At 47.3% G+C, this 22,410-nt stretch carries 21 protein-coding genes and 1 tRNA gene; 4 read left to right on the forward strand and 18 right to left on the reverse strand.

Going from position 1 to position 22,410, the window contains the following annotated elements; genetic code table 11:
* Positions 1–109: 109 nt before the first annotated feature.
* Positions 110–183, forward strand: a tRNA-Gln gene (locus IPP67_07385).
* A gap of 47 nt (positions 184–230) precedes the next feature.
* On the forward strand, positions 231–929 hold the full coding sequence (locus IPP67_07390) for an aquaporin family protein (GenBank protein MBL0338967.1): 699 nt from the start codon (positions 231–233) through the stop codon (positions 927–929).
* 125 nt (positions 930–1,054) lie between these two features.
* On the opposite strand, the gene IPP67_07395 is transcribed toward IPP67_07390, so the two are convergent.
* Both IPP67_07395 and IPP67_07400 read right to left on the reverse strand, forming a co-directional pair.
* On the reverse strand, positions 1,055–1,372 hold the full coding sequence (locus tag IPP67_07395) for a HigA family addiction module antidote protein (GenBank protein MBL0338968.1): 318 nt from the start codon (positions 1,370–1,372) through the stop codon (positions 1,055–1,057).
* Positions 1,373–1,401: 29 nt separating this feature from the next.
* Positions 1,402–1,683, reverse strand: a complete 282-nt coding sequence (locus IPP67_07400) for a type II toxin-antitoxin system RelE/ParE family toxin (protein MBL0338969.1) — start codon at positions 1,681–1,683, stop codon at positions 1,402–1,404.
* Positions 1,684–2,225: 542 nt separating this feature from the next.
* On the opposite strand from IPP67_07400, the gene IPP67_07405 reads away from it, so the two are divergent.
* A complete protein-coding gene (locus IPP67_07405) occupies positions 2,226–3,275 on the forward strand; it encodes an AI-2E family transporter (protein MBL0338970.1) in 1,050 nt (349 codons plus the stop codon).
* Here IPP67_07405 and prmC read toward each other — a convergent pair.
* From prmC to IPP67_07425, 4 genes are all read right to left on the reverse strand, one after another.
* Positions 3,272–4,117 carry a peptide chain release factor N(5)-glutamine methyltransferase gene (gene prmC, locus IPP67_07410; GenBank protein ID MBL0338971.1) on the reverse strand — a complete coding sequence of 282 codons (846 nt, stop codon included), beginning with the start codon at positions 4,115–4,117 and terminating at the stop codon, positions 3,272–3,274. The two genes, IPP67_07405 and prmC, sit on opposite strands and share 4 nt — an antisense overlap.
* On the reverse strand, positions 4,117–5,184 hold the full coding sequence (gene prfA, locus IPP67_07415; GenBank protein ID MBL0338972.1) for a peptide chain release factor 1: 1,068 nt from the start codon (positions 5,182–5,184) through the stop codon (positions 4,117–4,119). Before prfA ends, prmC begins: the two co-directional genes overlap by 1 nt.
* A gap of 167 nt (positions 5,185–5,351) precedes the next feature.
* Entirely contained in the window at positions 5,352–7,640 is a 2,289-nt protein-coding gene (gene ptsP, locus IPP67_07420) for a phosphoenolpyruvate--protein phosphotransferase (GenBank protein ID MBL0338973.1), read from the reverse strand.
* Positions 7,641–7,642: 2 nt separating this feature from the next.
* Positions 7,643–8,602: a nitronate monooxygenase gene (locus tag IPP67_07425; protein MBL0338974.1), complete on the reverse strand. Its 960-nt coding sequence runs from the start codon at positions 8,600–8,602 to the stop codon at positions 7,643–7,645.
* 232 nt (positions 8,603–8,834) lie between these two features.
* Here IPP67_07425 and ubiG point away from each other — a divergent pair, with 232 nt between their 5' ends.
* Positions 8,835–9,584, forward strand: a complete 750-nt coding sequence (gene ubiG, locus IPP67_07430; protein MBL0338975.1) for a bifunctional 2-polyprenyl-6-hydroxyphenol methylase/3-demethylubiquinol 3-O-methyltransferase UbiG — start codon at positions 8,835–8,837, stop codon at positions 9,582–9,584.
* A gap of 94 nt (positions 9,585–9,678) precedes the next feature.
* On the opposite strand, the gene IPP67_07435 is transcribed toward ubiG, so the two are convergent.
* The 12 genes from IPP67_07435 to rsfS form a co-directional block, all read right to left on the reverse strand.
* Complete coding sequence (locus IPP67_07435; protein ID MBL0338976.1) at positions 9,679–9,774, reverse strand: hypothetical protein; 96 nt, start codon at positions 9,772–9,774, stop codon at positions 9,679–9,681.
* Between the two features lie 560 nt (positions 9,775–10,334).
* Positions 10,335–10,742, reverse strand: a complete 408-nt coding sequence (gene rplS / locus IPP67_07440) for a 50S ribosomal protein L19 (protein MBL0338977.1) — start codon at positions 10,740–10,742, stop codon at positions 10,335–10,337.
* A gap of 77 nt (positions 10,743–10,819) precedes the next feature.
* On the reverse strand, positions 10,820–11,554 hold the full coding sequence (gene trmD, locus IPP67_07445; protein MBL0338978.1) for a tRNA (guanosine(37)-N1)-methyltransferase TrmD: 735 nt from the start codon (positions 11,552–11,554) through the stop codon (positions 10,820–10,822).
* A complete protein-coding gene (gene rimM / locus IPP67_07450; protein MBL0338979.1) occupies positions 11,547–12,056 on the reverse strand; it encodes a 16S rRNA processing protein RimM in 510 nt (169 codons plus the stop codon). Before rimM ends, trmD begins: the two co-directional genes overlap by 8 nt.
* 26 nt (positions 12,057–12,082) lie before the next feature.
* The gene (rpsP, locus tag IPP67_07455) at positions 12,083–12,460 is read right to left on the reverse strand and encodes a 30S ribosomal protein S16 (GenBank protein ID MBL0338980.1); all 378 of its coding nucleotides are present in this window, start codon (positions 12,458–12,460) and stop codon (positions 12,083–12,085) included.
* A 48-nt stretch (positions 12,461–12,508) separates the two neighbouring features.
* Positions 12,509–12,889 carry a VOC family protein gene (locus tag IPP67_07460; protein MBL0338981.1) on the reverse strand — a complete coding sequence of 127 codons (381 nt, stop codon included), beginning with the start codon at positions 12,887–12,889 and terminating at the stop codon, positions 12,509–12,511.
* Between the two features lie 57 nt (positions 12,890–12,946).
* A complete protein-coding gene (ffh, locus tag IPP67_07465; protein MBL0338982.1) occupies positions 12,947–14,299 on the reverse strand; it encodes a signal recognition particle protein in 1,353 nt (450 codons plus the stop codon).
* Positions 14,300–14,484: 185 nt separating this feature from the next.
* Positions 14,485–17,622 carry an autotransporter outer membrane beta-barrel domain-containing protein gene (locus tag IPP67_07470; protein MBL0338983.1) on the reverse strand — a complete coding sequence of 1,046 codons (3,138 nt, stop codon included), beginning with the start codon at positions 17,620–17,622 and terminating at the stop codon, positions 14,485–14,487.
* Between the two features lie 290 nt (positions 17,623–17,912).
* Positions 17,913–19,109 carry a cellulase family glycosylhydrolase gene (locus IPP67_07475; GenBank protein ID MBL0338984.1) on the reverse strand — a complete coding sequence of 399 codons (1,197 nt, stop codon included), beginning with the start codon at positions 19,107–19,109 and terminating at the stop codon, positions 17,913–17,915.
* Positions 19,110–19,161: 52 nt separating this feature from the next.
* Positions 19,162–19,998 (reverse strand): transporter substrate-binding domain-containing protein, encoded by an 837-nt coding sequence (locus IPP67_07480; protein ID MBL0338985.1) that lies wholly within the window; start codon positions 19,996–19,998, stop codon positions 19,162–19,164.
* 90 nt (positions 19,999–20,088) lie between these two features.
* The gene (locus IPP67_07485; GenBank protein ID MBL0338986.1) at positions 20,089–21,687 is read right to left on the reverse strand and encodes a peptide chain release factor 3; all 1,599 of its coding nucleotides are present in this window, start codon (positions 21,685–21,687) and stop codon (positions 20,089–20,091) included.
* Position 21,688: 1 nt separating this feature from the next.
* Positions 21,689–22,069: a ribosome silencing factor gene (rsfS, locus tag IPP67_07490; GenBank protein MBL0338987.1), complete on the reverse strand. Its 381-nt coding sequence runs from the start codon at positions 22,067–22,069 to the stop codon at positions 21,689–21,691.
* Between the last annotated feature and the right edge of the window lie 341 nt (positions 22,070–22,410).

Below are 22,410 nucleotides of genomic sequence, written 5' to 3' on the forward strand. Positions count from 1 at the left end.
TTATATGAATAGGGCTATGGATTTTGCAGCCCTTGCCCGCGAAAGCCAGGCTTGCATTTTGCCAAAAAATTGCCTATAGCTTGGCTAACGAATAATCAGTTGCGTTTATTGGGGGATCGTCTAGTGGTAGGACTACGGACTCTGACTCCGTCAACCTTGGTTCGAATCCAAGTCCCCCAGCCAATTTTGATACAAGCAACCCGCATCCATTTAAAAAAAGTGAGCCTTTCATGAGCAACCAACAACCCGATACATCGAACAAAAACACCGTAAACCTAACTAGGCGCTTGGTCTCCGAAGGGCTTGGCACGGCTTTGCTGGCCGCCGCCGTGGTGGGATCGGGAATGATGGGCGAGCGCTTTGCCGGTGACAGCGTCTATTTAATGTTATTTGCCCACACCATCGGATCAGCGGCCGGGTTACTTGCTTTAATTCTAGCTTTTGGCCACATTTCCGGGGCGCATTTGAACCCTGCGGTTACTTTATCGATGGCATTGCAGCGTAACATGCGCTGGGGTGATGCAGCGGCCTATATGGTGGCGCAGGGGATTGGTGCCTTTGTGGGCGTTGCAGCCACGCAACTGATGTTCGTCGAACCCCTATTTCTGGCGTCCGACCATATAAGAACCGGTTTCCCGCAGTGGTTCAGCGAATTCATCGCGGCTTTTGGCTTGATCGCTGTTATCATTGGCTGTTCACGCGGTCGCCCCTCAGCCACACCCTTTGCCGCCGCCTCTTACCTGGCAGCAGCCTATTGGTTTACGGCATCCATGTGTTTTGTTAACCCGGCAATCACCTTGGCCCGCGCCGCAACCCATAGTTTCACCGGAATCAGTTTCGAAAGCGTGCCAGCCTTCCTTGCAGCACAATTTCTGGGGGCGATTGTTGCAACTGTCATCTTTAGCTGGCTGCATCGACGCCCTGTGTAAGCATTAACGGGTATTTTTTCTAAAGTTGGTCGTTTGCCAACCTTTCGCAACTGGATTGAATTTTTTTTAGGCCGCCATGCTCTTGATTTTGCGTTGCCCTTGGACTTGCGCCACCACTTTCCTGATCAGAGTTTTGACAAGTGGCTGGCCGGTGTAAATGGCCTGATTTTTTCAACTTGGCTTTTAATGGAACGTTTAGCTTCCCGCGTTTCATAGCTATTTTGCAGGCGCAGCCAAAAACCTTCGGATAAACCAAAATACTTGCACAGGCGCAAATCCGTATCAGCCGTGATGCGGCGCATGCCATGGACGATTGCATTAATACGGTTGGGCGGCACGCTAATGGCTTTTGCCAAAGCGTTTTGGCTTAAATGAAGCTCATCCAGAAATTCAATTTTGAGAATTTCCCCAGCATGAGGATTATGCAATAATTTCTCAGTCATAATTTTAGTTTTCCTCTCACATCTTTTCTTTAGTGATAATCGACTATTTCCACATCGTAAGCGTCGCTTTTTTCAAATATAAAGCAAATACGCCATTGGTTATTGATGCGGATACTCATTTGCCCTTTTCGATCGCCTTTTAACACTTCCAGATGGTTACTGCGTGGCACCTGCAAATCTTGCACGCTGTTTGCGGCATCAATCAAACTAAGCTTTATTAAAGCGCGATCCTGAATATCCACAGGAAACCGGCGCGATTGCACCCCTTGCCATATTTTTTCCGTTTCCTTGCATGCAAACGAAACAATCATCTGATACTTCCCTCAATATAGCATTGTATGCATGACGTAACAAGTAATATTTATTATTTTCCTAAAATAATGGCTTCAACTTGCTTTTTGGCTTTTTGCCATCACCATTGCCAGTGCGAAATATGTTCAGCTCCAGCGGCTCAACTTGCCTTAGGGCGGCCTCAACGTTCCGCATAAAATGGTATTTCAAAACCATATCCGTTATAACATTACCTAAGCGCGATATCATAGATAATATCCCGTTGTTTGATAAGCTATATATCCCCCATTGTTGGCCATAATCCAATTATTGCCTTTTCGAAGTTGGGAAATCAGTTGCTAACTCGATTATTTCATTATAATAGTGGGTTCAAATTATATTAACCAGCGCCAATGGTTTATTTTCAGAATGGGCAACATAAGCGTTTGCTGGAATTGACCAGACTTTATAATACAAAACTTTATGATCATGAAACAAGATTGAAAGACATCCTTATCTCTGTATGACCAATAGGGATAGTCACCTATAGGAAGAAATTTAGGCTGATGGAATGAACCTGTCGTTGCAAAAAACCTTTCATATTTTCTTATGGATGGCCATTATTGGCTTAAGCATCCTGCTGATGGTGGCTGGCGAAAAAATCCTTGTCCCCTTATGCTTTGCTATCTTGATCTGGCATTTGATTAATGCCTTGGCTGAGACGTACGGCAAATTATCCTTACGAAAAAAATCTTTGCCCCATTGGCTGGCCTTAACTTTATCGATCTTGACCATCCTTATCTGTTTTTGGGTGGTTTGGCAGATTATCATTGAAAATATGGCCGCCGTCATCAACGCCTTGCCCCATTACGAAGCGAACCTTGAAAAAAGCCTGGCCCGCATTTCAGAATTTTTTGATTTAGAGCAAACCCCAACCCTGGCCCAAATTATCGAACGCATTGATTTTATTGCCCTGTTATCCCGTTTGGCAGAAAATTTGGCGGGGTGGACAGGCGTAGCCGTCGTTATTTTCCTGTATCTATTGTTTTTATTGATGGAACAGCAGTTATTTAACCAAAAAATCCGCCTGATATTCACTAATCCAACCCATGAAACCCGCATCCGTTCCATCCTGGCCAAAGTCCGGGTTGAAACCCAACATTATCTATGGGTCAAAACCATCATCAGCTTAATTATGGGGCTGGCCAGTTATGCCATCTTGCGGATTGCCCGGGTCGATTATGCAGAATTCTGGGCGTTTTTGGTGTTCTTCCTTAAATATATTCCGGTGCTGGGCGCCTTTGTTGCCACCTTGTTACCCTCATTACTGGCCCTGGTCCAGTTTGAAAGCTTATACCCTTTTTTCCTGGTGTTTGGCGGACTTGGGTTTTTACAATTTCTGATCGGCAATTTCTTTGAGCCGCGGATGCTGGGAAGTTCCTTAAACCTAAGTCCCTTTGCGGTGATGGTATCACTGGTCATCTGGTGGTATATTTGGGGGGTTGCGGGGATGTTTTTATGTGTTCCCATTTTAGTCACGATGGCAATTATCTTTGCCCATTTCCCCCAAACCAGGCCTTGGTCTATTTTGCTGGCCGGACGGGGGCAGATTAGCCGTTTCTCGGCAAATTAACCCTTCTTCCACTCCAAACAGCGGATTTTCTGGGTTAGATCGGGGTAAGCGCCGCATAAAGAAAAATGAAAGCCATTGGCCATTGCAACCAGATCTTGTTGCTGGTTATCGCCAATTTCCATCAATAAACGGCCATTATCCGACAATAACCGCGCCGCCTCCGGGAAAATTTGCCGGTAACATTCCAACCCATCCATTCCACCATCAAGCGCTGCATGCGGTTCAAATTGCCTAATTTCCGGCATTAACCCCTTAATATCTGAATGTTTGATATAAGGCGGGTTGGAAATAATCAGCGGGTACGTGCCACCTAGAGAGGAGGCCCAATTATCTTGAACGAATTTGACCCGCTCGGTTAAGCCCAGATGATGGGCATTTTCCCGGGCAATTTTAATTGCTTCCGCCGATTGGTCTGTGCCAATCCCAAAAGCCTTTGGCAATTCACTGAGTAGCGCCAGCAACAAGCACCCACTGCCAGTGCCCAAATCCAGGATGTGGATGGATGCTGGCAAGGTCTTGGCATAGGAGAGTGCCGCCGCAATCAAGGTTTCGCTGTCCGGGCGCGGGATCAAGGTTGCCGGGCTTACTTTAAAAGGCAACCCCCAAAATTCTTTATTTTCCAGGATATAAGCCAGGGGCTCGCGTCGGCAGCGGCGTTCCACGGATAGTTGCAGGGATTTCAGCAACGATGGGGGGATAACATATTCGGGATAGGCCAGCAAAAAAGCGGTGGCACAATTTAAAGCTTGTGCCAACAACAACCTTATTTCCAATCCCGGATGATCCACCCCTGCCGCCGCTAGCTGGCTTGAAAAATGGGCAACCGCTTGCTTAACTTGCATTATTCTTGTAATTGGGCCAATTGGGCCGCTTGGTCGTCAGAGATCAAGGCCTCCACAATTTTATCCAGGGCGTCGCCTGATAACACCTTATCAATTTCATAAATTGTTAGATTGATACGGTGGTCTGTCACCCGCCCTTGCGGAAAATTATAGGTGCGGATGCGTTCAGAACGGTCACCCGTACCCACTTGGTTGCGGCGGTTGGCCGAACGCTCTGCCTCACGCGCCGCCCGCTCCATTTCATATAACCGGGAACGCAATACTTTCAGCGCCTTTGCCTTATTTTTGATTTGGGATTTTTCGTCCTGCTGCTGAACGACCAACCCCGTCGGCAAATGGGTAATCCGCACGGCGCTATCGGTGGTATTAACCGATTGTCCGCCAGGGCCGCTGGCCCTGAAAACTTCCGTCTTTAAATCTTTGTCTTCAATTTTGATGTCCACCTCCTCCGCTTCCGGCAAAACGGCAACGGTGGCGGCGGAGGTGTGGATACGCCCGGAAGATTCCGTTAACGGGACGCGCTGGACACGGTGAACCCCTGATTCAAATTTAAGCCGGGCAAACACCCCCCGCCCCTGGATTAAAGCGGTGGCTTCCTTATACCCGCCAACCCCGGTATCGCTGATCGATATAACCTCAGTTTTCCAGCGGTGCAGTTCGGCATAACGCAAATACATGCGGAATAAGTCAGCCGCAAATAATCCGGCCTCCTCCCCACCTGTTCCCGCCCGCACCTCAAGAATTGCGTTTTTCTCATCCGCCGCGTCTTTCGGCAGCAACAATACTTGTATTTTTTTTTCAAATTCCGGGATCCGTAGCTTCAGCTGCTCAAGCTCTTCCTGGACCATCACTTTCATTTCTGGATCTTGTAAAAGCGGCTGTAAATCAGCCAATTCTTTTTTTGCCTTATGATAGTCCGTGACGATATCAACCAAAGGCGTGATATCAGAATATTCCTTCGATAATTTGGCAAGCGTTTGGTTATCAACCGGTGGTTGCGCGGCTAAAATTGCCGATATTTCCTGCTGCCTGCGGACAATTTGCTGTAATTTATGCTCAATACTCACAACCGAACTTTCTTTGTTAAAATTTACTTTTACGAGCCGTCATTTTATTATCTTCGCATCGTTATCTATACGTTTATCACTTGTTACAGGTTAGGGAAAGTTTTTCTAAAAGATAATGGGTTATGGGCCATCATAGATATTTATCCTTATCTAGGCCAGCCCCTTGGTTATTTATCAATCGCTATATTTTCCGAATCCTCCGCAAGCAACTGGTGATCCCGCGCATAATCCCGCAAGAAAGGCCTTAAGGTCGGGTGATGTTGCTTTAATAATTGTTCAACAAATTCCTGCACCGCCATCACCGAAATCCGCTGGACCATCTTTTTAACCAGTGGGATGGCTGACGCCGTCATGGATAACTTGCGGAAACCGATCGCAATCAAGGCGATGGCATCGATAGGATTGCTGGCCATTTCCCCACAAATATTGATGGATACATTGGCTTGTGTACAAGATTTAACAATCGGTTTTAAAAAATTCATAAAGCCTGGTGATAAAATATCATACCGGTCGGCAATCATGGGGTTATCCCGGTCGGAAGCGCTTAAGAATTGCCATAAATCATTGCTGCCAATTGATAAAAAATCAATATGGGGCAACAGATGCTCCAGCTGAAAAGCTAAAGCAGGGGTTTCAAGCATCACACCAATTTTTAAGGTTTTAGGCATAGATTGTTGGCGTTGCTTGGCCATTTCCCATTCAATTTGCAGGAATTCTTTGGCCTCCAAATATTCCTGCACCAATCCAACCATGGGGAACATCACGTGAAGATCATGGCCACTCGCAGCCGCAATCAAAGCTTTTAGCTGCGAACGTAGCAAAAAAGGCCGATCCAAGCTCATGCGGATTGCCCGCCACCCCATCGCGGGATTAGGTTCATTATGCCGTTGCCAATAAGGCAACAGCTTATCACCGCCAACATCGAGGGTGCGAAAAATAACCGGCCTGTCCTGAGCATAACGGAGAATTTTTTGATAAATATCTGTTTGTTGGGGAACGGAGGGTAACGCATTCTGAGTCATGAAAGTCAGCTCCGTGCGGAACAGCCCCACCCCAACTGCCCCACTATTTTGGAAGGTTAGCATATCCAGTAAAAGCCCCGCATTCATCCATATATCAACCGTCACCCCGTCTTGGCTAATCGCGGGCGCAGGCTTGCGATTTTCTGGAACCGGCCTATTTTGTCGGCGGTTTTGGATTGTTAGGGTTACCGTTTTCAGGATCGTATGGCTGGGCCTAAAAAATGCTTGATGGTGATCCGCATCCAAAATGACTTTCTCGCCGGATTTAATTTGCATGTAACTCGGGATGGTTGACACAAGAACCGGAATATTTAAGGCGCGCGCAATGACCACCGCATGGGACATCGCGTTCCCCTGCCCTAAGATTAAGCCCTTTAATCTTTTAGGATCCCAATACAGCAATTCCGCGGCACTGATTTGCGGCGCCAAAATAACCACATCATCGCTATTATTTGGCAATAATTGGGAAATATCTTCCTTTAAGAAGGCCAATAGGCGATTGGATAAATCATCCATATCAAGGACGATATCCTGCCAATTACCGTTGGTCGGTGGCCGGATTTTTGCCTGGATATCATTTTTGACCTTCATCACCGCCATTTCTGCCGACAACCCCGACCTTATGGCACCCATCATCCGTTTGATCCAACCCTGATCCTGGGTAATGGATTTATAAACCTCAAGCACCTCGTGATGGTGCCCGGAAACTTGCAGATGTTCGGACAGGCATAATTGATGAAGGCTGTTTTGCAGATCAGCAATGGCTTGCATCAAACGCTTTGTCTCCATTTGCGGATTTGCAGCCGTTCGATCGGGCAACAAAATTTTGGGCTGATAGTGAAAAGCACATCCTATTTCCAAACCGGGACTAAGCCCTATACCTTCAATCCGGCTTGGCAAAACAGCGGTTTCAGCATTGACGGGCTGATCGATATATTCTGGATGCGGGGCAAGCAATTCCGCAAAAACTGTCCCGATGATCTGCAAAATTTCGATTTCTTCAGCCAAGTAATTTCGCGTTTGATCATCAAGAACTGCCAACACTGCTTGGCATGTTCCCGCCCGTATCATGGGCACTGCCAAAATTGTTTGATAATTGCCCCAAATCCAGTTTCCTGGTTCCTGTATGTCATTTTTTTGTATCACACAACAGATTTTATCGGCAGCAACCTTGCCAATAATTTCTGAACCAAAGAAAAAATATTGCTGATTTTTTGTAGGCGCCTCGCCCCCGCCCCACCAAGCAATCAATTTTAACATCTCCCCCGGTTGAAGAAGATATAAGCAGCAGGAAGCAGTCGGCAATTCCCTGGCAATGATTTCTAAAGATACCTGCAATTTCTCAAAAACCGTACCTTCTTCCGCCATCACTTGCCGCATCCGGCGCAATAATGGCATCAGGGAAGGCAAATGTGTTGGAGAAAGCGCTGCCATCCCTAAGAAAGGGCTTCCATGGCTGAAAACCGATTGCTGATCATCTGCTTTGCCTGTGATAACAATTCTTCAACAATCAGCTGGACCGGCTTTTCTCCGCTGACCATGCCAACACTTTGGCCGGCCATTAAAGAACCAGCCTCAATATCACCGTCAAGCACGGCACGCCTTAAAGCCCCCGCCCAGAAATGTTCAATTTCCAATTGGGCGCCTTTTTGATCCACCGCCCCCTGTTCAAAACGGCTGATCGTTTCCCGCTGAAACTGGATAAATTTTTGAGTGGCCTGATTAACCAGGGCCCGCACCGGAATAATGGGAAAACGTTGATCAAGCTGTACCGATGGCAGGGCATCCCGTGCCTGCGCTTGCATAAAGGCCTGTTTCATTTTGGGATGGGCAATTGATTCTTGGGCGCAAACAAATTTGGTTCCCAATTGCACACCAGCTGCCCCCATTTCCAAATAAGCCACAATCATTTCGCCCCTACCAATACCTCCGGCCACAAAAACCGGTACCTCCCGGATAACCGGCAATATCTCCTGGGCCAACACGGCGGTTGCAACCGGGCCTATATGCCCACCAGCCTCCGCCCCTTCTATGACCAACGCATCCACCCCACTGCGAATTAATTTTTTAGCAATCCCTAAGGTTGGGGCAAAACAAATTAGTTTGACCCCACTTTGTTTGATCCTGGTTATTGCCCCAATCGGCGGCAGCCCTCCTGCTAAAACCACATGAGTTGCTTGAAGCTCTAAGCAGATATTGACCATTTCATCCAACTTCGGATGCAAGGTAATAAGATTAACCCCAAACGATTGCTTGGTTAACCGGCGGGTCGCCAGAATTTCTTTGGCCAATTGCTCAGGTGACATAGCACCAGAAGCCAACACCCCAAATCCCCCGGCATTTGAGATTGCGGCCACCAAATGATGCTCGGAGACCCACGTCATCGCCCCCCCCATCACGGCATATTGGCAATTTAAAAACTCGCGGCCCCTGTGCCACAAATGGTTCAACCACAACTCTGTTTTATTCACTAATGATTGCAAAGACCTTCTCCCAAATGTTGCGGCAACAAAAATACGAATCTTTTCGCATGACTTTCCTTGAGAGTTTTAGTAGAATTATCATGATTTTCCAACCATTTTCTTTACAGGCACATTTCTTTTATACGCAATCAATAATTGGAGGAGGATGAATATCTTGCAATCGGCAGCCAATGAACCGAGCATTTCTTCCCCCAAAGCATTTGATCAATGGGCAGATAGTTGGTGGAACCCGCAAGGCTCCTTCCGCCCGCTTCATGAATTGCACCCAACCCGGATGAAGTTTATTGTGGGTGAAGTCACCCGGCTGCTTCCTTCTTTGCTGACCCCGCAGCCAGTACCAATGAAAAACCTGCAAATCCTTGATATCGGCTGTGGCGGCGGTTTGACCGCCGAGTCTTTATGCCGTTTGGGGGGCAAGGTTACGGCCATTGATGAAAGCGAAAAAACGATTGCAGTGGCCCGGCAGCATGCGGCCGAACAAGATCTTTCCATTAATTATCACGTGTTGGATGCCGAAAAATTATTGGAAATAGGTGAAAAGTTTGACTTGGTGTTGGCATTGGAAGTTATTGAACATGTGAGTGATTATAAAAAATTCTTAGATATTTGCGCCCAACTGACAAAACCCCAAGGCTTCCTTATTTTTTCAACCCTTAACCGCACGGCTATGTCTTATATTAAAAGCATTTTGATTGCTGAAAATATCCTGGGCTGGATTCCCAAAGGCACCCATGCTTGGACAAAATTTCTAAAACCTTCCGAACTAGCAACCCCCTTGCAGCAAAGAGGGTTTTTGGCAAAAAATATCCAAGGCCTGGATTATCAAATCAGCACAAAAAGCTGGATATTAAGCAACTGCTTGGATAACAATTATATTGTTTCATTCGGTAAATAACCCAAGCAACTTGCTGTGATTTTTATTGCTAAATTGTTCGTTGTTTGCCAGTTTGCGCCTTTTTTCTAGCTAGACTCATTAGCTGGCCCACCCCTTAACCATTGGTTTTCGGCAGCCAGGGTATTTTCGCGTACTCAATCCCTTCTTCTGCCAGTTCCTTGGCTTCCTGCGCCGTGGCATTCCCATAAATCCCGCGTTTTTGCCCTCACCCAAATGAATTTTTCTGGCCTCATCGGCAAATCGATTACCCACATATTCACAGTTCTTTTCAATTTCTTGGCGAAATTGCCGCAACATCTGATAAAAATTTTTTGTTTTTTGATCCGTGACACTCGTTTTCAGGGTCTCTGGCGCAATCCCATCATCCTCCACCACTGAGGTATCTGCAGCTTTCGTTTCATCACCTTTGGTTTTTGATAAAGCCACCGCTGTTTTGCCAATATGCGGGGCCATCGGCGCTTTGATAATGTTCACATCACCGCAACGGGGGCAAGTGATGCCACCCGATACACTTTGTTGCTCGTAAGTCGCATTATTGCGAAACCAACCTTCAAAAACATGTTTGTTTGGACAAGTTAATGCAAATAAGATCATAACCAAATAATTCCAATGATTCCCTTTAAGGTCAACTTGATTAAGACGGTATCAATATTGCCGTTTCGCAGATTGATTGTCTAAACCACAAAAGGCTGACGGTTCAAAACGTCAGCCTTCGCTATTGTATCGCAAAACCAGGGATTGGTAAATCTTTTATTCTGCAGGTGCTGTATTTTCGGCTTGGACCACTTCAGCAGCGGAAAATTGCAGTTTTTCCGTAATACGGGCGGCTTTACCGGTAAGTCCACGTAAATAATATAACTTAGCGCGCCTGACTTCACCACGGCGCGTAACCGCAATTTCCGTCAAACGGGGGCTATAAAGCGGAAAAAGTCGCTCAACCCCTTCACCATAAGAAATTTTCCTTAAGGTGAAAGAAGAATTGATGCCAGCCATCCGGCGCGCGATGCAAACCCCTTCAAAAAACTGCACGCGTTCTTTTTCGCCTTCGATGACCTTAACGCCAACCCGCACATTGTCGCCTGGACGAAACTCAGGAACGGCCCTTAATTTCTCGATTTCCTGAATTTGTTGATTTTCCAGCTCACTAATCACACTCATGGTATATTCCTTCATAAATTCTTAGACAGGCTACAGAAAACATATTTTATGGTGATAAGTCAATATCTATTCCATTTTCATTTGCCGTCAACCGTACCTTTATAATCTTGCCAAAGATCAGGACGACGTTTTTTTGTTATCTCTTCTGCCTGCTTTTGCCGCCAGGCTTTAATGCGTTGATGATTGCCCGACAATAAGACATCAGGAACCCCCCGATCTTTCCATATCGCCGGTTTGGTATATTGCGGATACTCTAGAAGCCCTGCAGAAAAACTTTCCTCCGTTAAGGATTCGGGCTGCCCCAAAACCCCCGGCAATAAGCGGATACATGCCTCGAGTAAGGCGATGGCCGCAGGTTCCCCGCCGGACAAGACGAAATCGCCCAAACTGATCTCTTGGGGTTGCCATTCCTCTAAGAGGCGTTCGTCAACCGCTTCATACCGTCCGCATAAAATAATCGCCCCGGGGGTTTTGGCAATATCTGCCACTATTTTTTGCGTTAATCTTTGGCCACGGGGGGTTAAATAAATCAAGGGCAAATGCGGGGCTTGTCGCCTAGCTTCCTGCAAAGCAGAATCGACAATATCTGCGCGCATCACCATTCCTGCCCCGCCCCCAAAAGGCGTATCATCCACCGAGCGATGGCGGTTAATCGCAAAATCCCGGATATTCATGGTTTCAATTGACCAGATTTTTTGTTGCAACGCCTTGCCTGCCAACGAATATTGCAAAGTACCCGGAAACATTTCCGGGAACAGAGTCAGGACAATTGATTGCCAGGGTTTTTGGGGGGGAGAGACGACATCATTCATGGACATCCCATTCCGTCATCACTTTCTTTTCAACCAGATCAACCAGGGGGATCAATTGGTTGGTGAAGGGGATTAATATTTCTTGCTGGTCTTTGGCAGCCTCAATTTGCAAAATATCGCCTGCACCAAAATTAAGCACCTGTTTGATGATCCCTAAAAGCTGGCCATCCCTGGTAAAAACAGGCAGTTGTAGCAAATCGGCAATATAAAATTCATTATCATCAGGCAATGGTTGTAAAGACGTACGCAAAGTGTAGAGATTAAGCCCGATCAATGCCTGTGCTTGTTCGCGGCTGTCAATGCCTGGTATTTTTACTAAGCAATATTTACCGCTGCATTGCTTAACTTCCAAAAAAAACTGGCGATCTTGAGCTTGGTTAAAAAGTGGGTTAAAATCCGGTAATGTCGTCGGATCTTCTAAAAAACAATCCAGCTTCAACAACCCTTTGATCCCATGGACGCCTTTGATGGAGGCGATCAAAATCAAAGCCGGATGATCCATTATCTAATTGCTGAAATAATTGCTTGTTATTGAGCTGGCGCAGCCGGAGCGGCATCAGCAGGCTTTTCTTGGGCCTTCTCAGCAGCTTTTAGGCGTTCTTGGGCTTTGGTGCGTGGCAAATGCTGCTTGGTTTGCTCGGATTTTACTGTTTCCGGCAATACCCCTGCCCTTGATAAGAATAAACGGATGCGGTCGGTTGGCTGGGCACCCTTGCTGATCCAATATTGGATGCGTTCGATGTTCATCACGATCCGTTGCGGATTGGTATGCTCCAACCGGGGATTGTAGGTGCCAAGTTTTTCAATAAATTTCCCGTCCCGTGGGCTGGTCACGGCGGCTGTCACAATGTGATAAAAAGGACGTTTTGTCGAACCCTTGCGAGCCAAGCGAATCTTTAAAGCCATTTTTTCTCCGAATTCTAAGACTTAAATCATTATATACAGATAAACCCGTTACGCCGGTAAATGACAAACAGCCTCTATCTTATGCCCATCCGGGTCCGTGATAAAAGCCGCGTAATAATTAGCATGATAATTCAGGCGCAATCCGGGTTTACCATTATCTTTACCGCCTGCTGCTATAGCACTTTGATAAAATTTGTCAACAGCTATCCGACTATTTGCTTTAAAAGCAATATGCATTGCCTGGCCGGTAACGCCACCCTTTATCTCTGGTTTTACAATCCAGAAAAATCTGTCTTCGGGGAGGCCGTACCCGCACGAATCATCTGGGAAAGTCATATATCTTTTGAAACCCAACGGCTCAAGGGCGGCATCATAGAATTTGGTGCTGCGCTGCAAATCCTTGACCCCAATGGATAGATGATCAATCATCTCATATTCCCTATATTTTTACATTTACTGGAAGATTTTAGGCTGCTTTAAGGGTTTTTACAATCCTCTTTGCATAAAACGCGATAAACCTTGCCGCATCAGCCCTTTTGACCCAGATTTACCCAACAACTTCATCATGCGCTGCATTTCTTGGAACTGTTTTAATAGACGGTTGATTTCTTGGACCGATGTTCCCGACCCCTTGGCAATCCGCTGTTTGCGTGAGGCCTTAATCAGGTCAGGATTCTTTCTTTCCATTTTAGTCATGGAGGAGATAATGGCTTTTTGGTGTAAAATTTGTTTTTCATCAATCTTATGATCTGCCAGTTTTTCTTGCAGTTTGCCCATTCCCGGCAACATTTTTAACACGCTGCTTATACCACCCATCTTACCCAATTGTTCTAACTGTTTTGCTAAATCATTCAGGTCAAACTGGCCCTTTTGCATTCGAGCGGTTAGAATTTCCGCCTCTTCTTTCTCAATGGTTTGGGCCGCTTTTTCAACCAAGCTAACGATATCGCCCATCCCCAAGATCCGGCTGGCAACACGGTCGGGGTAAAATTCCTCTAAATCGGCAATTTTCTCACCAACCCCCATTAATTTGATGGGGCAAGAAGTGACCTGCCGCATCGACAGGGCCGCACCGCCCCTAGCATCGCCATCCATCCGAGTCAAGACAATACCCGTTAAAGGCAATGCTTTCTGAAAAGACTGGGCAATCTTAATAGCATCTTGCCCGGTCATGGAATCGGCAACCAGCAAAATTTCTGCAGGTTTTGTTAAATCTTTGATTGCCATAACTTCCTGCATCAGTTCTTCGTCAATATGCAGCCGTCCGGCGGTATCCAACATCACTACATCATAGCCAGAAAGTTTCGCCACCTGCAAAGCGCGACGGGCGATATCCAAAGGTTGCTGGCCGCTGATAATCGACAAGGTATCAACTTTAATCTGTTGACCAAGAATCGCCAATTGTTGTTGGGCGGCTGGCCGCTGGGTATCCAAAGAAGCCATCAAGGTCTTTTTACCGTAACGTTGCTGCAGGCGATGGGCGATTTTAGCGGTGGATGTGGTTTTCCCGGATCCTTGTAATCCCACCATCAAAAAAGGAATGGGCACTTGCGCTTGCAGGTTTAAGGGAACTGCCGCCCCAAGCATCGATAAAATCTGGTCATGGACAATTTTAACCACCATTTGCCCGGGTGTTGTGCTTTTAATAACCGTTTCTCCAACCGCTTGCAGGCGCACTTGCTCAATCACCTGCTTCACGACGGGCAAGGCAACATCCGCCTCAAGTAAAGCGATCCTGATATCACGCAGGGCCGCTTCCACATCGGCTTCCCGTAATACGCCCCGTTGGTTTAATTTATCAAAAACAGCGGTCAGACGCTGCGTTAAGCCCGAAAACATACTCATGGTGATTTTATGTGCCTATATAACCTAAAAATTTAACTTGATTACTTTATATAAGACTTTTTCATATATTGACAATGGCCTTCCCTACATGAGGGAATGTTCCACAACTTAAAAAATAAAAAAGGGGAGGAACGAAGTTCCTCCCCCCTTTGGTTCAGTTGATTATCGGTGGTTAGAGTTTACCAACGGATGCCCAGCGATCCTTGGAACGTCCGCTCATCACGCTTGCCGCCAATGCTTTGTTGATACCCCACACCCACCGTCACAGGCCCAAAACCCACATTCAATCCACCACCACCCGTATAGATGTTCTTGCTGCCATCGGTCGACCGTACATTAAACGCCGTCCCCGGTTGCTGGAACGACACATCACGGTCTTGATACCCCTTACCCACCAACACCCGCTCATACCCCCCCTTCACATACGGTTCAAAGCTCACCAAGCCCGCTTGGAACACAGCGCTCACCTCCACCCTCACATGCCCTCGTCCCTCCCATCCCTTCTCCTTCTCCCCACTTAAGCTCACCGAGTTCCCACCCTTCTCCTCAAACCCTTGCTCATATACACGCGCCATCTCCAACCCAACCTCCGGTGTCACTTTAATCATCCCCAAATTGATCCCATACCCCACCCCCACATCCATCCCGAACTCCCTCACCTGCTCCGATCCCCTCATATTCCGTTGGTTAGGCAACCAACTTCCTACTATGCTTCTTGTAACCTTCTGTTTACCAGACGCATAACTCACTCCCCCACTCACCTCAATCCCTCCGAAGTTCCATCCTCCATACACCCCCCCCATCATCAGTTTCACTTCCCCCTCCCCACGTGCGCCCAGCTTCAATCCCCCCTGCCCATACCCCACCATCACACCTACCTTCCCTCCCCCAAACCCATATTCAACACCCCCCACCAAGCCTCTCACATCTCCACGGATCCTCTCCCCATTCCCATCCCCCTTCACATCCTCCTGCCCCTGCAGCACATTCCCCCATACCCCAACCCCTTCCAAGTTCCCATCAATCCGCCCCATCCCTAACGCACGGAAGTTCCGCGTCACCCCACTACGCACTTCCCCCATCGCTGCCCAGGCTTCCCCACTTAAACTGTCCAGTGCCGCTCGGTAGGCATCATCATTCGCCCCTAATCTCTCAAACGCCTCCGCTACCGTCTCCATATCACTCCCCGCCCCACTCCCAGCCATCCCCCGGAATAACCCATCCCCCGCTTGCCGCTGGTTATACGTATTCCCTATCGTTGCATAATTGATCTTCTCCACCAACACCTGTACCACCCTTGGGACAGTATAATTCACTTTGAACTTCGTAAACTTCGTTCCAGCAGGTAATGTTGTCAAACCAAACTGCCCATTCACCGCCACTCCCGCCGTGATCACATCATAACTCGCGCCATTCCTGTACAATCCGGGCGCAACCGCCACTGTCAATGTGCCATTGCCACCCAAATTCACACTCCCCCCTACCGCAAGCTGCGTCTGCGCCGTCCCAGGACCCACCGACACCTCCACAAACGACCCCGCATCCATCGTCACATTCCCCGTTACCGTCAACTTGCCTGTCGTCCCATCCCCCGGATGAAGGGTCCCCTTCACAACAACCCCGCCAGCTAGCCTCCCCTCACCCGACAACCGCCCAGCCATTGCCACCGACACTACTTTTGCACTCGTCAATGTCCATCCCGCCGCTATATTCAAGTCCCCATCCAACACCTGGATCAGCGTGTTGAATGTGTAGTCACGGTCTAAGACCCATGTCCCACCCCCCTGCTTGGTCAGGATTTCCATATTAGCAACCTGATTACGAAAAAACTGTCTTTGCCCTGCTACCCCACCATTGAGGAACAATTGATCATCCCCCGCTCCCCCATCTATCACCCCCCCTACACCCATCCCCATCGTCAGCGTTAAGTTGTCGTTCCCTACCCCTAAATCAATGCTACCCCCTATCCCCCCTGTATTCACCAGAGCATCATCCCCACCTCGCATCCAGACATTGCCCATAATCTCGCCATTATTCGTCAGGGTATCAGCGTTATCCCCCAAATCAACGCCCCCAAAAACCTTCCCACCCACTCCATTGGTCACTGTATGGAACCCACCCAAACCGCCAAGGATCGATGCCCCCACCCCACCCGTGTTAGTAACAATGTTGCGCCCGTCACCTACATTAACGTTCCCACCAATAGCACCGCTGTTGACGATTTCATCATTGCCAGCACCCGCCAAAACACTACCGAAAATCCCCTTCCGTATCCCTGCCGCTGGATCCCACTGACCCGTATTGGTCAGTTTGTTACTACCTTCTCCTAAATCGACATTCTTGTTGATAATCCCAATAGCGATAGCCCCATCATTGACCACCTCATCATCCCCTGCTCCCATGATTACCTCGCCGTGAATAACCCCAGTCCCTCCGTTAGTTAGCGTGTCTTGATTATCCCCTAAATCAATTACCACGGGTGACATAACAGTACCAATAACCGCATGATTCTCTATAATGTCCTGGCCTTTTCCCATCGTAACAGACCCAGAAATATTGCCCATGCCCGTCACCATATTATCGATTTTTCCATTCCGCAAAATATTACCGCCGTCACCCAGATTAATAGCATTTACACCACCCCCCGTAATAGTTCCCACATTCTCAACGGTTTCACCACCAGCCCCCCCTAACACCCCAACCGCCATCCCCCCGCCCGATATCATGCCATAGTTTTTTAGTGTGTTTCCAAAATTGGTATTAAATTCAACCCCCGCCCCAGAACCAGAAGTAATTTTCCCCCCTGCTCCATTCAGAAAGGTACCTTGTCCACTATTTAAAATATGCAACCCAGCCCCAGTTCCTCCTGTAATATTCCCATTGTTCCTTACATCACCCGAGCCTCTAACGAACTCAACACCGACAATTCCTCCCATAATAGTGTTTGTTGCTTCATTTGTTATAACAACGTTACTATCGACTGCCCTGATCCCTGTGTCTTTGCCCCTAATTTCTGATTTTCCGCCAACCTGGGTGGTGATAGAGTCACGTAAACCCGCTGTCTCTATCGCAATTGTTCCCGCAACATCATTATTAACACTTGCCGACGCCAAAATGTTGATAGTTGTTGCGTTCATTACCGTTTCTTTATAACCGGATTTAGTATCCAGGCTGCATGTAGTCACAATCATACCAACACCAACCACAGCCTCGTTACAAGCAGCGTGTGCTGATGTACCAGACATTGCAACAGCCATTAAAGCGGCAACCGAGGTCATGGTAACAAAACGTGTTTTGGGCGATATGAGGTGGGTCATCGATCTCTCCTTAAAACCTATATAAAAAATAGAAGAATACGGGCCATAATGGGCCATTATTAAAATAGTTATGGGGCATGCTATCAAATTTTATTATATTTGGCTAGATGTTTGTATAAGCTGGTTTTATAGACAATTGGTTACTGTATCTGCTGGAAAAGCTTGCACCTGATCAGGATACGCCTGATTTCAGAAGTTCCGGCCCCAATCTCATAGGAGTTGAGCCGCGCGGGTTTTATCAATTAAACTCAGAAAGAACCCTGACCAGATACCCTTAAAACAAGAACAGCTTAGAATTGCTTCCTTAATAATTTAAAAATTTCTGTATCTTGCCTTGGCAAAGATAACCCCTGTTCTAAATCATACCAATATTCCCCTTCCGGAAAATCAACGGGAAGCTCATAATCCATTCCATCCCATTGATCCTCACGAAAAGCGTAAAACGCCCAATGCCAGCCATGTTCATTAAAAATAGCAATATTGTCGCGCAAATAGTCAAAAGCGCCACAAGCTTGGCGATGTACGCCGATTTCACCTATCAAAATCTGCCGTGATCTTATCTGGTTGCGATGCGACCAAAGAATAACCTGTGCCACACTTTTCTGTAATTGCTTTTTGTCCCAATGTTCTGTTTGCCCCCAAGCCGTTACTTGCCCAGGGTAACAAAACTGGCCACGAAATTCTTCTGCCGTGGTGTAAACCCAAGGTTGATACTGGTGAAAAGAATATAACACCCTGCTATCTTGGACAGGCTCCAGGTTGATAAATGCCTGTGGGTTCGCATCAAAACCAGATTCAATAATAATCGGGGTCCAGGAATCAACTTGCCTGATATGTTTGATAACCAGCTGATAAAAAAGATTAAGATCCGCTGTTGTTCCAAGGTATTCCTGCTGCCACGCCGGTAACGACACTTGATCGCCAACCGGCTTTTTTGTCAATCTTTCGGGATGCGGTTCATTTAATAGATCATAGCCATAAACAATTGGATGGTCACGTAAGAAGAGGGCTAAGTCGCGCCAATAATCGGCCGCATATTGCCAGAATTTTGGATCTTGCCATAAACGCTTATCTTCCTTATCAATAGCCGCGTTTGCTTGAAACTGACTGCCTGGAAGAGTAAGGGGGCATATCAGGATAGGCACCGCATATTTTTGGGCTAATCCCAGAATTCTCCCCAAATGATTTTTATCTGCTTCCACTAATCCGCGATAATGATCGGTATTTCCTAACAAAAAATTAGGGTGTTGGCTGGACCAAGATTCAAAGCTTAAGCGGACAAAATCGAAACCAAAATTTCTTGCGGTTGCAAATAAGTCTTCCCTGGGATCGCGATGAAAAAAATTCGCGCCCTGGCGTTGGCGATCCCAAAAATTGATTTTAGGCAAGATCAATGTAGATTGCCCAAAAGCCTTGGAATTTATAGCAGAAAAACCTCCCGCCCCTGCACCGGCCAAGAGCTTCAGTAAATGGCGACGCGACAGCAATCACACCTCCATCTTACAAAAAACTCAATGGCTTACGAAAAGCAGACAAGAATTATTGGGGCTTGGTCCAATCCTGACCGTTAAACCATTTTTTTGATAAATCGGTCAAAGTACCATCCTGGTGCATATCGCGAATGATCTCGGCAATTTTGGCCGAAAATTCCGGGTCACCTTTGTCAATCGCAATTGCCAAAGGCTCAAAGAAAGCAGGCGGACTGATAATGCGCAGCGGTTGGGTTTTGGCGGCCTCAAGCAAGGTTGGCAAATTAGAAAGTACAGCGTCCAACCGCACCCCATTCCCCAATTTCAAATCATCCAAATAACCGCCCTCGGAATCATAAGACCGCAATTGATTGGTTTTGACCTGGAAAACCACCGGGCTGCCGCCATCAATTGCGAATTTTAAAGCGCCCTTCATATAGTCTTCGGTGGAACAACCCCCGCATACACCGATTTTTTTATTTTGCAGATCCGCCAATGTGCGAATATTTTTATTATCGGCGTGCACGGCAAAACTGCCGGGGGTGTACCAATAAACCGCTGGAAAATCCAAAACTTGCGCCCTTGGCACCGTGGGTGTCATGGAACCAATGGCAATATCCCAGCGCCCGCCCCACCGGCCAGCTTCAATAAATTCCCATGAAACCGTGACGATTTCCAGTTTAACCCCCAACCTTCTGGCAATCTCCTTGCCCACATCCACATCAAACCCAACCAATTGGTTCTGGTCATCCAAATACGCAACCGGCGGCCAGCCCGGGGAGTACGCCGCCACCAAAACCTTGTTTTTTAAAACCTTGTCCAGAATGGGGCCTGCTAAGGCCGCGCCATGAAGACCCATGATTGAGGCAAGAACTGCGATCCATAAACTGAAGATTTTCTTTTTCATCCCGGTGCCTTTTCCTGAAAATTTAATTTGTATGATTATTTCTTATTTTATAGAAAACGACAAGAAAAATTAACAACAAAGCCTAAATTTCTATCCTTGCTGTTCACGTACCTTCAGAAAGCGGATTGCTGGCCAATCTTTTTCAGCCCGCTCCAAATGCCATAAGTTCCTGGCCAAGAATACGGGAATTCCGTCATGATCATCCGCCATTGAGGCTTGATTTTCCGATATAAATCTTTCAAGCATAGCGGGTTGGTCACAAGCCAGCCAGCGGGCGGCATGCACGCTGCTGGCTTCAAAGCGCACGGGGATATCATATTCCGTGCGGATGCGGTCTGCCAAAACGTCAAATTGCAAGCTGCCGACCACGCCAACAATCCAATCAAGGCCTAAACGCGGCCTTAAAATCCGGGCAATGCCTTCCTCTGCTAAGTGCTGCAAGGCCTTGGCCAAATGTTTGGCCCGCATCGGATCTTGCGGGCGGATGATTTGTAAGATTTCTGGGGCAAAATTCGGGATGCCGGTAAATTGGATGACCTCACCCTCGCTTAAACTATCGCCAATCCGCAAGGTGCCATGATTAGGGATGCCGATGATATCACCGGCCGCCGCTTCCTCAACCAATTCACGGGACTGGGCCAGAAACAATAAGGGGTTATGGATCAATAAGGATTTTCCCGTCCGCACATGGAATAATTTTTTTCCCCCTTGAAAAACACCAGAACATAAGCGGATAAAGGCAATCCGGTCGCGATGTTTGGGGTTCATATTGGCCTGGATCTTGAAGACAAATCCGGTCACCGCCTTCTCACCGGGTTGGATTTGGCGTTGTAGCGTCGCCCGGGGCCTTGGGGAAGGCGCATAATCCGTCAAGCCCCGCAATAATTCCCGAATGCCAAAATTATTGACGGCACTGCCAAAATATACAGGGGTTAAATGGCCCTCATGAAAATCTTTTAATGTAAAAGCCGGAAACAGCCCTTCAGCCATTTCAACCCCTGCCATCAATTGCTGGATGGCAGCCGGTGGCAGGTGATCCTTGAGCTCTTTTTCCTGCAATCCCTGAATTGTGACAGCCTCGGTCACCACGTCACCTTTGGCCCGTTCAAATAGAAGCAATTGCTGCTTGAAAATATCATAACAACCCAAAAAATTTCGCCCCATCCCAATCGGCCAGCTGGCGGGCGTTACGTCTAATGCCAGTTTTTCTTGGATTTCACTTAATAAATCAAAAGGGTCACGACCCTCCCGGTCCATTTTATTGATAAAAGTGATAATCGGGATATTGCGCAGCCTGCAAACTTCAAACAATTTCAAGGTTTGCGCTTCGATACCCTTGGCACAATCAATCACCATAACCGCAGAATCAACCGCACTTAAGGTACGGTAGGTGTCTTCGCTAAAATCTTGGTGACCAGGGGTATCAATTAAGTTGAACAAGCAATTATTATACTCAAACGTCATCACCGATGCCGTCACGGATATCCCGCGTTCTTGCTCAACCTTCATCCAATCTGAGCGGGCGCGGCGGCGATCACCCCGCGCCTTCACTGCCCCTGCCAGCTGAATGGCGCCGCCAAACAACAACAGCTTTTCGGTTAACGTGGTTTTTCCGGCATCCGGGTGGGCAATAATGGCAAAAGTACGGCGCTGCTGATAAGAAATCGGCTGATCGGGCATCGTTGACATTTTATAATGATTTTTTGCGGGCCCGGTGCCTAAGCACTTGGTTTTCCAGGGAATCTTCTAATAAATCATTCGGCAAATCGCCTGCCCACATTTTCTCGAGATTATAGAAACGCCGCATTTCAGCCCGGAACAGATGGACAATAATATCACCCGTATCCAGCAGCACCCAATCAGATTCGCCTTTGCCTTCAATCGACACCGTCCGTTTAAATTCGCTTTTACATTTACTGGCCAAATGTTCGGCCATCGCCACCAATTGGCGGGAAGAACCGCCATTAGCAATAACCATATAGTCCGCGATGGTGGTTTTGCCCCGCAAATCAATCGTGTTAATTTCCTCGGCCTTATCGGCATCTAATGATTTTTGGATCATTTGCAACATTTGCAAGACTGGATCATTTGGCTGTAAAGCCTTGCTTACAGCTTTTTTGCGTGGCGCCTTAGGGGCGGATACCTTCTTTGCCGGTAATTCTTTAGCGGTTGCTTTTTTCGTTTTCACCGGTAATTTTGCAACCCCTGCTTTTGTTCCCTTAGCAGCTGATTGCCTAACAGTCGCTTTGATAGCAGTTTTTGTCCCCTTGACCGGTAACTTCCCAGCAGCGACTTTCTTCCCTTTCGCTGGTGATGCCGTAACGGTGCCTGCCTTAGCCTTCACCGGTAATTGCTGACCCGTGCTTTTTTTCGCTTTCACCGGTACCTTTTTTTCTGATGCCTGACTCAATT

This window comes from Rhodospirillaceae bacterium (assembly GCA_016722635.1).
In the GTDB taxonomy this organism is placed as follows: domain Bacteria; phylum Pseudomonadota; class Alphaproteobacteria; order JAEUKQ01; family JAEUKQ01; genus JAEUKQ01.